Origin of the sequence: Zoogloea sp., assembly GCF_017302315.1 — a bacterium.
Lineage (GTDB): Bacteria > Pseudomonadota > Gammaproteobacteria > Burkholderiales > Rhodocyclaceae > Zoogloea.
Genome location: NZ_JAFLDT010000015.1, coordinates 30,542 through 45,373, shown reverse-complemented (window position 1 = coordinate 45,373; position 14,832 = coordinate 30,542). Strand labels below are relative to the sequence as shown.

Here is a 14,832-nt window from a genome sequence, read left to right as displayed (position 1 = left end):
GATGGTGCTCCCTCAATCCTTCTTGGCCGGCGCCGCTGCAGGCGCGGGGGCTGCGCCTGCCTTGCCACCCGGCGCGCCCGGACCTTCACCCGGGGCATGGGGGGCAACCGAAGCACCCGGACGCAGCTTGATGATGTTGTCCACGATCACCTTGTCGCCGGCCTTCAGGCCATCCAGGATCACCCAGTCTTTACCCGTCCATTGGCCGGTCTTTACCGGGCGCGGGGCCACCTTGTTGTCGGCATCGGCGGTCATCACGATGGCGCCCCGGTCCGTCTGCACGACGGCGTTCTGCGGCACCTTGAAGACACCGCTGCGCTCGCCGGTGAGGAGTCGGGCACGCACGAACTGACCGGGCATCAGGCTGCCGTCCGGGTTGGCAAACTCGGCACGCAACTGCTGGGTGCCCAGGGTCGGGCTGAGCTGGCTGGCCGCAAAATTGAGTTTGCCCCGCACCGGATGGGTGGAGCCATCGGGCAGGATCAGCTCCACACCCCGCACGGTCCCGGGCTTGAAGCGACCGCCGGGGGAGGCGCTGGCAAGTTCGCTCTCGGAAACCGAGAAACGGACCCAGATGGGGTTGAGCTGGACCACAGTGGTGACCAGCCCGTTGGCGCTCACCAGGTTGCCTTCCGACACCGCCGCGCGACCGGTGACGCCAGACACGGGTGCCGTCACGGTGGACCAGGACAGGTTGAGTTCGGCCTGACGCACGGCCGCCTGGGCGGCCTGCACGGCAGCGAGGGCGGCGGCATTGTCGGACGTGGCGATGTCGTACTCGCGCTGGCTGATGGCCTGCTGGGCGAGCAGTCCCTTGAGGCGGCCGGCTTCGCGCAGGGTCTGGTCCGCACGGGCCTTGCTCTCGGCAAGTTGCGCACGGGCCTGGGCGGTGGCGACCTCGAAGGGAGCCTTGTCGAGTTCGAAGAGGGGCTGTCCGGCCTTCACCGCGCTGCCTTCTTCAAACAGCCGCTTCATCAGGATGCCGCCGACCCGCGCGCGGATCTCGACTTCCTTTGCCCCTTCGGTCTGGGCTACCGCTTCGATGCTGGTTTCCACGGTGGTCGGCTGCAGGGTCAGCACCGTTACCGGCAGGGCCGGCATGCCGCCGGGGGGCGGTCCCCCGGCAGGCTGCTCCTTGCCGGAGCAGGCGGTGAGAAGTGCCGCGCTCAGCGCCAGAGCGGGCAGGGTGTGGCGAAGGGTGCGAGGGGGGCGAGAAGCGGGGCGAACGGTCACGGTGACCTCCGGGGCTGGATTTTTGGGTGTTGTTGGAGCATAGTTTTATACATTCAAGAATGTATGTAAAGCGTTGAGCAAGCTCTTACCTTGATCACCGGAGGGTTGAATGGTTCGCAAGACCAAGGAAGAAGCGGAGATCACCCGTCGCCATATCATCGCGGCCGCCCGCCGGGTGTTCCTGGCATGGGGCGTTGGGCGCACGACCCTGGAGAGAATTGCCGCCGAGGCGGGGGTGACCCGCGGGGCCGTCTACTGGCACTTTCGCAACAAGACAGAGCTGTTCTTTGCCATGCGTGAACAGGCCATCCTGCCCTTTCTGGACAGGGTGGTCTTCAAGGAAGACGATGCCGACCCGCTGCAGGGCATTGAGATGGCCCTGCAGGAGATCTTCCATATCCTTCGCGATCAGGCCGAGGTGCGGGAGACCTTTGAGATCATCAGTTTCAAGTGTGAATACGTGAACGAATTCAGCGGCATGATGCAATGCACCGGGGGGCAGCTGGATTTCCTTGGCAAACTGACCGAGGCCTACCGGCGGGCCGAGGCGCGTGGTGCATTGCGCGCGGGCTCGGCGCCGGCCGATCTGGCCCACGATACCTTCCTGTTTGTCGGTGGCTTGATCAAGCATTGGCTGGCGGGGCGGCCGGACGAGCGCTTCCGCTCCGATCCCGCCGGCCTTATCCGAAACCATGTGGCCCTGCGCCGGGCTTGAGCCCGGCCGCGGCGTCACGATGGCGGACAGGTGGGCTCGGCTTGCCGGGTGGGTGGGGTGCCCCGTGCGAGCCAGTGCGCGAGGACGGCGTAAAGCCGCTCCGGGTCGACGGGCTTGGTGATGAAGTCGTTCATGCCGGCGTCCAGACATGCGGCCCGGTCATCGCCGAAAGCGTTGGCCGTCATGGCGATGATGGGAAGGATGTCGGCAGGGTGGTAAGCGCGAATCCGCCGGGTGGCTTCAAGCCCGTCCATCACCGGCATTTGCATGTCCATCAGTATCAGGGCGTAGTCATGCTCGGGCCCGCACAGGCGTTCGACGGCGGCCAGACCATTGCCGAGCACATCCAGATGCAATCCGACCTCCTCGATCAGTTCCCGGGCGACCTCCTGGTTCACCCGATCATCTTCCACCAAAAGTACCCGGGTGCCCGCGAACTCGCGACTCAGACGTGCTTCTGCCGCGCTTTCCGGGTCTGCGGGCGAGGGGGTATCCGTAACATTGGCGATGCGTCGCAGGCGGGCGGTGAACCAGAAGCGGCTGCCATGGCCGAGGCGGCTTTCGCCGTGGGCGTCGCCCCCCATCAGGCGGGCCAGGCGCCGGGTGATGGCAAGGCCGAGGCCTGTGCCCCCGTGGGTGCGCGTGGTGGAGCGGTCGCCCTGCCGGAAAGGATCGAACAGGCTGGAGAGAACGTCGGGTGCGATGCCCGCCCCCGTGTCGAGTACCTCGAAGCGTATCAGCAGGCTCTCGGCATCTTCAGTTTCGGGGACGATGCGCAGGGTCACGTTGCCCCGGGCGGTGAACTTGATCGCGTTGCCGGCGAGATTGAGAAAGGCCTGGGTGAGGCGGGTCAGGTCGCCGTGCAGGCGGGGCAGAGGTGGAGCCTCGGTGCGCAGCTCAATCCCCTTTTCGCGGGCCTGCTCGGCGAGCATGGAAACGATGTTTGCACAGAGGGCGTGCAGATCGAGTTCGCGCGCTTCCAGTGCCAGCTTGCCAGCCTCGATCTTGGAGAAGTCGAGGATGTCATTGATGACGGCCAGCAGGTGTCGGGCCGCATCGCTGATCATGGCCAGCTTTTCAAGCTGCACGGGATCGGTGCCTCGGCGCTGCAGGAGGTGGCTCAGGCCGACGATGGCGTTCAGCGGTGTGCGGATTTCGTGGCTCATGTTGGCCAGAAACTCGGATTTGGCCTGATTGGCCGCCGCCGCTGTCTGGTTGGCCGCTCGTAGTGCAAGCGTGCGTGCCTCGACCAACTGCTCCAGGTGGTCCCGATAGCGTTCCAGTTGGGCCTCCGCCTTGCGGCGCTCCTCGATCTCGATCTCGAGGGCTGCAAAGGCGCTTTCCCGCGCCCGGTCGTGCCCCACGATACTGCGTGAGGCCAGCATGCCCGCGATGATGACCCCCCCACTGGCCACGGCAGCAGCCAGCAGGAGGCCGATACGGTTGAGGTCAATCTGGTGGTTGATCTGCGCAGTGGCGGCTTCGGTGCGCCGGGCGTTGATGTCGGTGAGCTTACGCAGTGCCAGGGCCAGGAGTTTGTCGTTTTCCCCCTGAAGAGCGGCCTGGAGGGCCGTCGGGTCGGCCTGGCGGGTGGCACGCAGGGTGACGAGGCGTGCCATGTCGTCGCGATACAGCCGCACGTAGCGGTCGGCGCTGTCCAGGAGGGGGCGTTCGGTGTTGTCTGGCGTGCCAAGGGTGCGATAGGTGACAAGATTTGCAGCCACGTGGTCCATTTCTGCGCCAAAGCGGATGGCCGCATCGCCGCCCTCACGCAGGTAGTTGTTGAAGTGCTCGCTGGCGTAGCCAAGGCGCAGGGCGCTGTTCAGCATCACTTCGTGCCGGCCGGCAATCACGGTGGACATCTCGGTCCAGCTAGCGGCAAGCCGCGAAAGCATCAGAAAGGCCATCAGCACTACGCCCAGCACGGCCACCAGGGTGAAGCCAAAGCCAACCACCAGTGAGTGCCGGACCTTCATCGGGCGGCGGCCTCGACCACCTGGCGGACATAGGCGCCGGAGGGGCCGGAAAGCCATTTGTCATGGATCGGCCGGGTTGCCTTCACAAATGGCAGGCGGTTGACCGGCGTGAAATGGATTCCGGCAGCCATCAAGGCCTGCCTGGCCTCCTCCTCGGCACTGCGGGTGAGTGTACGTTGCAGACGGGTGGCCTCATCGGCCGCGCGCTGGACAATCTCCCGGTCGGTTCCGGAGAGGGCCTGCCATGCCCTGTGGCTCATCACGAAGGGGGTGATCTCATATTTGTGCGCGGTAAGGGAGATATGGGTCTGGACCTCGTGGAGACGGGCCGCCCAAATGTTGAGCAGCGGGTTCTCCTGGCCGTCCACCGTGCGCCGCTGCAGGGCTTGATAAAGGGCCGAAAAGCGGATCTCGACAGGCTGGGCGCCGAGGGCACGGACGATGTCCATTGCCACCGGGTCGGCCGGGGTGCGGAGCTTCAGCCCGGCAAAGTCGGCCGGCCTGAGAAGGGGGCGGACCGAATTGGAAAAGTGGCGGATGCCGTTGTCCCAGAATCCCAGGCATATGAAGCCGGCCTGTGCCATCCGCTGGGCCAGTTGCTGACCGAGGGGGCCGTCCAGCAGGCGCAGGGCCTGTTCCGGCCGGTCGAACAGGAAAGGCAGGCCAAAGGCGTTGATCTCGGGCACAAAGGCGGAAACCGGCCCCTGACTGTTGGCCGAGATATCCAGGCTGCCGTCCTGGAGGGCCTGGAGCATGGCCACGTCATCACCGAAGCTGGCGCCCCCCAGTATATTCACGGAAATACGCCCGCCACTCTGTGCCTTGAGCGTGTCCGCAAAGCGGCGGGACGCCTGCGCGCGCGGGTGGTCAGCCGTGACCGCATGGCCAAGGGTCAGCACAATCTCGGCCCGGGCCGGCAGGGACAGGAGGAGTACAGCGAAAAAGGACAGAAAAACGGCGTTCATGCTTCTTTTGTCGTCAATCTGACTGCCAAACCTGGGAAAGTCAGGTCTGGCAGTCAATATAGTCGACAAGCGAGGTCGCCGTGGTGTGACAAATTACCAAAGCATGGGCCGTGCCTCCCCCGACCAGAGCGGGGGAAGTTGGTGTATCAATACTGGTAGAAGCCCTGGCCGGTCTTGCGGCCCAGGTAACCCGCATCCACCATCTCCTTGAGCAGCGGGGCGGGGCGGTACTTGGGGTCATTGAAACCGTCGTAGAACACCTCCATCACCGCAAGCATGGTGTCCAGACCGATCAGGTCGGCCAGGGCCAGGGGGCCGATGGGGTGGTTGCAGCCCAGCTTCATGCCCTCGTCGATGTCCGCCGCCGAGGCCAGGCCCTCCTGAAGGGCGAAGATGGCTTCGTTGATCATCGGACACAGGATGCGATTGACCACGAACCCCGGGCTGTTCTTGACGGCGATGGGCGTCTTGCCGATGGCCGTGGCGAAGGCCTGCACCGCTGCGACGGTCTCGTCGGAGGTCTGCAGGCCGCGGATCAGCTCCACCAGCGCCATCAGCGGGACCGGATTGAAGAAGTGCATGCCGATGAAGCGTGAGGGGCTGGAGACGGATGCCGCCAGCTTGGTGATGGAGATCGACGAGGTGTTGGTGGCGATCACCGTGGTGGCCGGGACGATGCCATCGATCTCCTTGAGGATGCGCAGCTTGAGCCCCTCGTTCTCGGTGGCAGCCTCGATCACCAGGTCGGTGCCCGCCAGGTCGGCGTAGGCCGTGCTGCCCTTGATGCGGCCCAAGGCCGCAGCCTTGTCGGCTTCGGAGATCTTCTCCTTCTTGACCATGCGGTCCAGGCTCCCGGCCACCGTCTTGAGGCCGCGCTCGACCGCTTCGGTGGAGATGTCCACCATCACCACGCCCACACCCGCCAGGGCGCAGACCTGGGCAATGCCGTTACCCATGGTGCCGGCGCCGATCACGCCAATGTTCTGAATTGCCATGCTGTTGCTCCTTGTTGCGTTGAATTCTTGAAAGGCTGTTTTTGGATGCGCAGGGACGACGGAGCGCGCTGCCCTCCGCCGTTTGCTGCGCTGCGGGAGGATACCGGAGTCAGCCGGAGGGTGACTTGGGAACATGCCCGTACTACCCCGTCAGGGCGATGCCCCCCGCTCCCGGCACGGAAATTCATGATGCGCTGCAAAATAAATTTGACTCTCGCCGCGGGATCGTCTAATATCTCGTTTCTCTGACGCGGGGTGGAGCAGTCTGGCAGCTCGTCGGGCTCATAACCCGAAGGTCGCAGGTTCAAATCCTGCCCCCGCAACCAAACAAAAGCATCAAGGCTCAATCGCGCAGGCGATTGAGCCTTGATGCTTTTTCACGCCCGGCTTCCGCACGTCAGCCCCAATGGCGTGAATCTTGCTGCATTCCCGTATGCACACCGAATCCCGCGCTGACGTGTCGGCAAGCCGACAGATCCTCCACTATGTGCGGAGACGCGCCTGGTGTGAATGGGACGACTTCGACCTGTGGCCGGATCGGGTGCGTGCCGATCTGGCGCGGGCCGATGGGCCGGTGTGGCCGCCCTTCCTGCTGCTGGCCATGCCGGGCATCGACGCGGCCACCCAACGTAGCTGCGCGACCCGCTGGCTTGAGGCGCGGCTGGCCCGTTTTCAGGCTGAGGGGAGTCCGGGCGACGTCGCGACGGGCGCGGCAGTCCTTCCCCGGCCGGCCGGGCCGCTGAAGATCGGCTATCTGTCGGGGGATTTCCATCAGCACGCTACGGCCCTGCTGATGGTCGAGATGCTGGAAGCCCACCGGGCCGGGCATGTGGAGCTCTATGCCTACAGCCATGGCAAGAACGACGGCAAGGGCATGCGCGAGCGGCTGATGGCGGCGTTTCATCGCTTCAATGACATTGCCGGCCTGAGCGACCTGGAGGCGGCCGCGCTCATCCGCGACGATGGCGTGGACATCCTCGTGGACCTGAAAGGCTATACCGAGGGCAGCCGCACCATGTTGTTGGCCCATCGCGCGGCGCCGGTGCAGGTGAGCTTCCTGGGCTACCCGGGTACGTCCGGGCAGGGCTTTGTGGATTACCTGATCAGCGACCGCTTTGTGACGCCGGCCGCTGCCGCTGCCGACTACTCCGAGGCCTTGGCCTGCATGCCCCACAGCTACCAGCCCCATGGCCGGGTGGCGGATACGGACCATGCACTGCCCGACCGGGCCGGGTTGGGCCTGCCCGAAGGCGCCTTTGTGTTCGCGTGTTTCAACCAGGCCTGGAAGTTCACACCCCAGGTTTTCGATGTGTGGTGCAGCCTGCTCAACGAGGTGCCCGGCAGCGTGCTGTGGCTGCTGGATGACCCCCATGCCCGGGGCAACCTGCGCAACGAGGCCCTGGCCCGCGGCGTGCTGCCCGACCGGCTGATCTTCGCCCCGGGCCTGCCCCAGGCCGAGCATCTGGCCCGGCTGCCGGCCATCGATCTGATGTTGGACACCTGGCCCTACAACGCCCACACCACGGCCAGCGATGCCCTGTGGGCTGGTGTGCCGCTGGTCACCTGTGCCGGCAGCACCTTTGCTTCCCGCGTGGCGGGCGGGCTGCTGCTCGCCGCCGGCCTGCCGGAAGCCATCACCACCACGCCCGAGGCCTACCGGGTGCTGGCCTTGTCCCTGGCCCGGGACCCGTCCTGTCTCGCTGATCTGCGCACGCGCTTTGCCTCGAGCCGCCGTGCAGCGGCCCTGTTCAATGTGGTGGCCTACACCGGTGCGCTGGAGGCCATGTATGCCCGCATGTGGGCCCGCCATGAGTCTGGTCTTGCGCCCGAGGCCATCGACATGGCCGATGACGCCGGCTACGGTGCCACCGCCGTTTCGGGCGAGCCCTGGACCCTGAAACTGGCCTGGGGCGCGTCTGGCCACTGATCGCCGAGCTTGCGAACGAATCCTCTGCGCGGCTCGACTTCGCTCCTGCGGTGCGCACCGCACCCCGTGTGTGGCTGCGCTTCCCGGCGCGGCTTCCCACCGCTCGCCGCGATGTCTTCGCAAGCGCTCAGCGGGGCGGGCGTGTAACACATTTCCCGTTTCGCTTGGAGAATCCCGGGAGTGGCGCGGCCTGTTCCATCTTGCGCTGCAACAAATTTCTTTCTTCCGTCATCTCCGTGATGTAACTTGAATAGGCAGTCCGTCCGCCTTCGGGTGCCATCCAGCGGCACTCCGCATAACGTTTCCGTCGAATCCCCTAACCCCCGGGAGTTGCCATGTCGAACGAGAAATCTTCTGTTGCACCGCCACTGGGCGCCTTCAACGCCGATCTCAGTCAGAGTTCCGTTTCCGGGCTGTCGTCCGGGGCCTTCATGACGGTTCAGCTGCATCTGGCCCATTCGGCCACCTTCGTCGGGGCGGGCATCATTGCCGGTGGTCCCTTCCGCTGCGCCGAGTCCTACCGCGCGGCGGCCGCCATTGCCGAAGATGCCCTCACCCTCAATGCCCTCTACGTGTGCATGAATCCGCTCATTCCCCAGGCCGCACCCAATCCGGCCAAGCTCGCCGAAGTGGCGCGGGAAACGGCCGCGCAGGGCCTGATCGATGCGGTGGAGAACCTGGCCGGCCAGCGGGTCTACATCTTTACGGGTACCGAGGACAAGGTGGTGGATTCCAGTGTGGTGGACACCACCCGCCGCTTCTACGAGATGCTGGGCGTGGCTCCGGCCGCGATCCATTACGAGAACACCCTGCCCGCGGGGCACTCGATCATCACCGACAACCCGGAGGACAACCCCCTCGGCGTCAATCGTCCGCCCTACATCAACCAGGGTGGCTTCATGCAGTCGCGGGTCATCCTGGAGCACATCTACGGCCCCCTCAAGCCGCCCGCCGAGCGCCTGACCGGGCGTATCGTGCGCTTCGACCAGAGCGAGTTCTTCGCTGGCAATCCGCGGGCCAGCATGAGCGAGTTTGCCTATGCCTATGTGCCCAAGGCGGTGGAGGAGGGGGCGCCGTGCCGGGTGCATGTGGCGCTGCATGGCTGCAAGCAGGGCTACAACTACGTAAACTTCGTGAATGGTCAGCCCGACCTGGAAAACTGCCCGCCCTACGGCAATCGCTATTTCACGACCACCGGCTATAACGAGATGGCCGATGCCAACAACCTGATCATCCTTTACCCCCAGGCCGAGGGCACCGACAACGCCGTCAGCCAGAACCCGGAAGGGTGCTGGGACTGGTGGGGCTACACGGCGGAAGATCCCCAGAGCCCGGACTATTACTCGAAACAGGCCATCCAGATCCAGGCCATCCACGGCATGCTGCAACGCCTCGGCGGCCAATGAACCCGCGACATCGCGAGAAAGCTCCAGCCATGAACACCGCACTCTCGACCCTCGCGGAAGACGCCCTCCGCCAGATGCAACAACTTCACCAGGCCCACGTCCGCCTGCTCACCAGCCTTGCCCCCGCACCGGGTACCCTGCCTGCGCTGCCTTCGGCGCCACAGCTCGGCCATCTGGGCCAGTGGCAGGAGCTGATCACCCAGTCCGTCACCCGTCAGATGCAGAGTTGCCAGGCCATGATGCGCCTGGCCGCCCAGCCCCGCCTGGACGCCAGCCTGTTCACCGAGAGTCTGGCCATCCAGGCGGCGGTCATGCAGCGCCTGGCCACCCAGCAGACCCAGTGGCTGGAGGGGCTGCAGGCCATCGCCACCGAAGCCGCCAGCGTCAAGAAGGTCAATACCCTGTCCAAACTGATGGATCAGGAAAGTGACCTCTACGCCCGCTTCAACGCCCTCCTGGCGAGCCAGGCCACCGCCACCATGGAGCTGATCGAAAGCGTGCAGATCAGCGTCGGCTATCTGGTGGCCCAGAAAGAAGAGGAGTAAGGCAAGCGGCCGGCCGGGCCGGCGGGGTGAGGGGGCGTCGGCACGCAGGGGCCGTCCCCCGATTGTCGTCCAGGGAACATCACACGGCGCTCATCGTCGCGTCATGAAGCCTGGGTAGCGTTCGTGGTTTCTCAACTTCCACGATCCTCGCCATGTCTTTCCATTCCTTGCCATCCCGGTTTCGCCGTCGGGCCCTCGGGGCTGTCGTTTTTTCGTCCGCGCTGGTCCTGGCGGCCTGCGGAGGTGATGACGACAAAAGCAGCCGGCTGCCCGAGGCGGGCACTGCCCAGCTGGTGGTGCTGGAAACCACCGATCTCCATGCCAACCTCCTGAGCTATGACTACTTCAAGCTCGCTGAAGACAAGTCGGTCGGCTTCGAGCGCACCGCCACCCTGATCCGCCAGGCCCGTGCGGAGTTTCCGAACACGGTCCTGATCGACAACGGCGACACCATCCAGGGGACGGCCCTGGCCGACTATCAGGCGCTGGTGTCCCCGGTGTCGTGCTCCACCAAGCTCGCCACCTACAAGGCCATGGACGCCGTCGGCTACGACGCCGGCACCCTGGGCAATCATGAATTCAACTACGGCCTGCCGTATCTGGCCCAGGTTACGGGCACCCGCTTCAATGTGGAGGGCATGCCCGAACCTGCGGCGCAAACCCTGTGCAAGGGGCCGGACTTTCCTCTCGCCTTGGCCAACGTCACCAGCCGCAAGGACGGTCAGACCCTCTACAAGCCCTATGTGATGCTTGAGCGCAAGATCACCGGGGTGGACAAGGACGGCAAGACCTTCGAGGGCAAGATCAAGGTTGCGGTCATCGGCTTCACCCCGCCCCCCATCCTGTCCTGGGACAAGCGCTGGCTGGATGGCAAAGTGGATGTGCAGGGTGTTGTCGAAGCGGCCGGCAAATACGTGCCCATGGCCCGCGCCGAAGGGGCCGATCTGGTGATCGCCGCCTCCCACGGGGGCTTTGACAGCAGCGCGTACTCGGCGACGATGGAGAACGCCAACTACCACCTGGCCAAGCAGGCCGGCATCGACGGCATCCTGATGGGCCATTCCCATAGCGAGTTTCCCAATGCGGCCTGTAGCACCACCGACTGCAACGCCAGCGGGGTGGACAAGGTGAAGGGCACCCTCCATGGCGTGCCGGCCGTGATGCCCAGCTACTGGGGCAAGGCCATCGGGGTGATCAACTATTCCCTCGAAGTGAAGAACGGCAAATGGAGCGTCGTCCGCGACAAGACCCAGGTGAGCCTGCGCAAGGCCCTGCTCGATTCCGCCACCCGCACCTACGTGGTCACCGACCCCGCCATCTCCGCGGTCGTGCAGGCTGAGCATGCCTCGGCCATCGACTACGTGAAGACGCCCATCGGCCAGTCCGACTTCAATCTCAACACCTATTTCGCCGACGTGGGTGATGTGTCGGCGATCCAGGTGGTCAATGCGGCCCAGGCTGATTACGTGGCCCGCTACGTGGCCGCCAACCTGCCGGCCTACAAGAACCTGCCGGTGCTGTCGGTCAGCGCCCCCTTCAAGAGCGGTTTTGCCGGCGGTTCGGACTTCACCGACGTGAAGGCCGGCAACGTGGCCATCAACAACGCCGCCGACCTGTATCTCTTCCCCAACACCGTGTACGCGGTGAAGGTGACCGGGGCGGGCATCAAGGCCTGGCTGGAGAAGTCCGCCGAGCGTTTCAACCAGATCAACCCTGCGCTGACCACCGAGCAAGCCCTGGTGTCGAGCTTCCCCGGCTACAACTTCGACGTGTTCACCTCGGCCGACCTGAGCTACGAAATCGACGTCACTCAGCCCGTCGGCAGTCGCATCCGTAACCTCAAATACAAGGGCGCGGCCATCGACACCGTGGCCGAGTTCATCGTGGCCACCAACAACTACCGAGGTTCGGGCGGCGGCAGCTTCCCCGGCCTCAACGGCAGCAACGTGATCTACGCGTCCCCGGATGCCAACCGGGATGTGCTGATCGACTACATCAAGGCCCGCCGCAACCTCACCTTCGCCGCCGACGGTGCCACCCGTAGCTGGCGCTTCACGCCGGTGTCGGTGGCCGGCCCGGTGACCTTCAAGTCGGCCAGCGGCAAGCTCGGCGTGGCCACGGCCCTGGGGCTGGGCAACATCAGCGTGCTGCGTGACGACGATGGTTCGGGCAAGGGCCTGGGCGTGTACACCATTGACCTGGCGCACTGATCGGGTCGAGCGGGTCGCGCGGCCTTGCGGGGTGCGCGACCCGTATTTCCAGTTTTTTGTGTCCCTCCGGGGGCACCCGGTGGGCGAGGGGGCCCGGGTATGTCTGAGATAATGGGGTCATGAACGCACAGCCCCATCCTCTCCCCAGCACTGGGGGCGCCAATGGTGCGCCAGCGGCGGTCAGCCTGCGCGAGGCCTTCCTGTTCTGGCTCAAGCTGGGCTTCATCAGCTTTGGCGGGCCGGCCGGGCAGATCGCCCTGATGCACCAGGAGCTGGTCGAGAACCGGCGCTGGATCTCCGAACGGCGCTTCCTGCACGCCCTCAACTACTGCATGGTGCTGCCGGGGCCGGAGGCCCAGCAACTGGCCACCTATATCGGCTGGCTGATGCACCGTAGCTGGGGCGGCATCGTGGCCGGCACCCTGTTCGTGCTGCCCTCCCTGTTCATCCTGATCGGCCTGTCATGGGTCTATGTGGCCTTCGGCGAGATGCCGCTGGTGGCCGGGCTGTTTTATGGCATCAAGCCGGCGGTCACGGCCATCGTGCTGCAGGCGGCCTGGCGCATCGGCTCCCGGGCGTTGAAGAACGGCACCCTGTGGGCGATTGCGGCGGCGTCCTTCGTGGCCATCTTCGCCCTCAAGGTGCCCTTTCCGGCCATCGTTGCCCTTGCGGCCCTGGTGGGCTACGTGGGTGGGCGGCGCGTGCCCGACGCCTTCAAGACCGGAGGTGGTCACGCCACGGTCGGCATTTCGCCCCACGGCGGCGCACTCATCGACGACGACACGCCGACGCCCGCGCATGCGGTGTTCCGCTGGCGCAGGACGATGCAGGTGGTGCTCATCGGTGCCCTGCTGTGGGCGCTGCCCATGGGCCTGCTCACGGCGGGCCTGGGCTGGCAGCACACCCTGACGCAGATGGGGTGGTTCTTTACAAAGGCCGCGCTGCTGACCTTCGGCGGGGCCTATGCGGTGCTGCCCTATGTCTATCAGGGCGCCATCGTGACCTACGGCTGGCTCACCCCGCTGCAGATGATCGATGGCCTGGCCCTGGGCGAAACCACGCCGGGGCCGCTGATCATGGTGGTGGCCTTCGTCGGCTTCGTCGGCGGCTACGTCAAGGCGGTATTCGGCCCCGACAGTCTCTTCCTCGCCGGTGCCCTGGCCGCCACCTTGGTCACCTGGTTCACCTTCCTGCCGTCCTTTGTCTTCATCCTGGCCGGCGGGCCTTTCATCGAAACCACCCATGGTGATCTGAAATTCACCGCGCCCCTCACGGCCATTACCGCCGCCGTGGTTGGCGTCATCCTCAATCTTGCGCTGTTCTTTGGCTATCACGTGCTGTGGCCGGCGGGCTTTGCCGGGCGCTTCGACACGATGGCCGCGCTCATTGGGGTGCTGGCGGCCGTGGCCCTGTTCCGCTACAAGCGTAGCGTCCTGCATGTGATCGGCGCCTGCGCGCTGCTGGGTCTGTTGCTCAGGAGCCTGGCCTGAGCGGGTGTGAGTAGATCTACGGCACAGCCCGAGTTCGCCCCTGCGATGCTCACCGTACCCCTCACCGCAGCTTTATACGGCTGCGCTTCCCGGCGCGAACTCGAATCGTTCGCGACAATTTCTGCACACCCTCCGAGCCCCGCAGGGCACGGGGGCGTGCCCTGCGTCTTTGCAGGGGCCGGGCTTATTTGATTCCCTGGAGCGCCGCCACGCCGGTGGCCGGGAAGTCGGTGAACACCCCGTCGATGCCCAGGCGCATGTAGTACTGCATCTCGGCCTTCGGATCCTTGAAGCCGTAGCCGCTGGCGTCGTCGCGGAAGGTCCAGGTGTGCACCATCAGGCCCTTTTGGTGGGCCAGTTCGATGACGCCGGTGCTGCCGTCCACACGCCGGTCGTTGATGGTCAGGGTGGCGTCGCCGGTGCGCTCGACCTTGTCATTCACGGTCTTCACCAGATAGGGCTTCCACGGCCCCACAGCGTCGGCGTAGGTCTTGACGAAGTCCAGGCCCGACGAGGTCAGCAGATCGGCAAAGCTGCGGCCGTCGTTCTTGACCACGAAGTCATAGGGCTTGTGATAAGGCGCCACCAGCGACATGCTGCCATCGTCCTTCACATCGTCGGCGTCGATCAACTGCACCAGCTTGATGTTGGTCTTGGTGTTGAGGTACTGCAGGTTGCTGACCTCGAAGGACTGGATGAACACCGGAGCACTCGCCACGTTGCCGTAGGCGGTGTGCAGGGTGGTCAGCAGCTTGTCCTCGAACACATTGGCCCCGAAGCGCACCTCGTCGGCATGGAAGGTGGAGTGCTTGATCTCCGGGTAGATCCCCACGGTACGGCCGAGCCGCGTGCCTTCGGACTTGGCCAGGGCGATGACCTCATCGAGGGTCGGAATGCCGAACAGGCCGTTGTAGGCCTGGGAGCGGTCGGCGCGGGCCTGCACCGCGCGCAGGGTGCGGATCTCGGCCAGGGTGAAGTCACTCGCGAAGTAGGCCGTGGTGGGCACACCATCCAAATTGCGGGTGCTCTTGCGCGACTCCGGGAACTTGCTGGCCACATCGGTGGTGCCGTCCAGCACCGGCTCGTGACGGGCGATCATGACGCCGTCCTTGGTCAGCACCAGATCGGGTTCGATGTAGTCGGCGCCCTGTTCGATGGCGGACTTGTAGGACTCCAGAGTGTGCTCAGGCAGGGTGCCCGATGAACCCCGGTGGCCGATCACCAGCGGTGCGTTGCCGGACAGGGTCTTGAAGGCGGGGTTGTCGTCGTCGCTTCCGCCACAGGCCTGGAGGAGGGCGAGGGAGAGCAGCGGGACAAGGGACTTGATCTTCATGGGGCGGGGCTCCGTCGATGGATATTCCGGGATTCGT

The 14,832-nt window shown here is 65.2% G+C and carries 11 protein-coding genes and 1 tRNA gene; 7 read left to right on the top strand and 5 right to left on the bottom strand.

The annotated features are described in order from the left end of the window. Positions 1 to 12: 12 nt before the first annotated feature. A complete protein-coding gene (locus tag J0L98_RS07305) occupies positions 13 to 1,233 on the bottom strand; it encodes an efflux RND transporter periplasmic adaptor subunit (protein ID WP_296410979.1) in 1,221 nt (406 codons plus the stop codon). A gap of 109 nt (positions 1,234 to 1,342) precedes the next feature. On the opposite strand from J0L98_RS07305, the gene J0L98_RS07300 reads away from it, so the two are divergent. After that, complete coding sequence (locus J0L98_RS07300; RefSeq protein ID WP_296410978.1) at positions 1,343 to 1,948, top strand: TetR family transcriptional regulator; 606 nt, start codon at positions 1,343 to 1,345, stop codon at positions 1,946 to 1,948. A 14-nt stretch (positions 1,949 to 1,962) separates the two neighbouring features. Here J0L98_RS07300 and J0L98_RS07295 read toward each other — a convergent pair whose 3' ends face one another. The 3 genes from J0L98_RS07295 to J0L98_RS07285 all read right to left on the bottom strand — a co-directional run bounded on the left by J0L98_RS07295 (position 1,963) and on the right by J0L98_RS07285 (position 5,884). After that, positions 1,963 to 3,924 (bottom strand): response regulator, encoded by a 1,962-nt coding sequence (locus J0L98_RS07295; protein ID WP_296410977.1) that lies wholly within the window; start codon positions 3,922 to 3,924, stop codon positions 1,963 to 1,965. After that, a complete protein-coding gene (locus J0L98_RS07290) occupies positions 3,921 to 4,889 on the bottom strand; it encodes a TRAP transporter substrate-binding protein (RefSeq protein ID WP_296410975.1) in 969 nt (322 codons plus the stop codon). Before J0L98_RS07290 ends, J0L98_RS07295 begins: the two co-directional genes overlap by 4 nt. Positions 4,890 to 5,035: 146 nt before the next feature. After that, positions 5,036 to 5,884, bottom strand: a complete 849-nt coding sequence (locus J0L98_RS07285) for a 3-hydroxybutyryl-CoA dehydrogenase (protein ID WP_296410974.1) — start codon at positions 5,882 to 5,884, stop codon at positions 5,036 to 5,038. A 249-nt stretch (positions 5,885 to 6,133) separates the two neighbouring features. Here J0L98_RS07285 and J0L98_RS07280 point away from each other — a divergent pair. The 6 genes from J0L98_RS07280 to chrA all read left to right on the top strand — a co-directional run bounded on the left by J0L98_RS07280 (position 6,134) and on the right by chrA (position 13,462). Continuing rightward, positions 6,134 to 6,210, top strand: a tRNA-Met gene (locus J0L98_RS07280). Between the two features lie 107 nt (positions 6,211 to 6,317). Beyond that, positions 6,318 to 7,811, top strand: a complete 1,494-nt coding sequence (locus J0L98_RS07275; RefSeq protein ID WP_296410973.1) for a hypothetical protein — start codon at positions 6,318 to 6,320, stop codon at positions 7,809 to 7,811. A gap of 335 nt (positions 7,812 to 8,146) precedes the next feature. Continuing rightward, on the top strand, positions 8,147 to 9,217 hold the full coding sequence (locus J0L98_RS07270; RefSeq protein ID WP_296410971.1) for a hypothetical protein: 1,071 nt from the start codon (positions 8,147 to 8,149) through the stop codon (positions 9,215 to 9,217). A gap of 29 nt (positions 9,218 to 9,246) precedes the next feature. Continuing rightward, positions 9,247 to 9,762, top strand: coding sequence for a hypothetical protein (locus tag J0L98_RS07265; protein ID WP_296410969.1), 516 nt, complete (start codon positions 9,247 to 9,249; stop codon positions 9,760 to 9,762). A 152-nt stretch (positions 9,763 to 9,914) separates the two neighbouring features. Further along, entirely contained in the window at positions 9,915 to 11,972 is a 2,058-nt protein-coding gene (locus tag J0L98_RS07260) for a bifunctional 2',3'-cyclic-nucleotide 2'-phosphodiesterase/3'-nucleotidase (RefSeq protein WP_296410968.1), read from the top strand. A 119-nt stretch (positions 11,973 to 12,091) separates the two neighbouring features. After that, on the top strand, positions 12,092 to 13,462 hold the full coding sequence (chrA, locus tag J0L98_RS07255) for a chromate efflux transporter (RefSeq protein WP_296410966.1): 1,371 nt from the start codon (positions 12,092 to 12,094) through the stop codon (positions 13,460 to 13,462). A 184-nt stretch (positions 13,463 to 13,646) separates the two neighbouring features. Here chrA and J0L98_RS07250 read toward each other — a convergent pair whose 3' ends face one another. After that, positions 13,647 to 14,795, bottom strand: coding sequence for a glycerophosphodiester phosphodiesterase (locus J0L98_RS07250; RefSeq protein WP_296410965.1), 1,149 nt, complete (start codon positions 14,793 to 14,795; stop codon positions 13,647 to 13,649). Between the last annotated feature and the right edge of the window lie 37 nt (positions 14,796 to 14,832).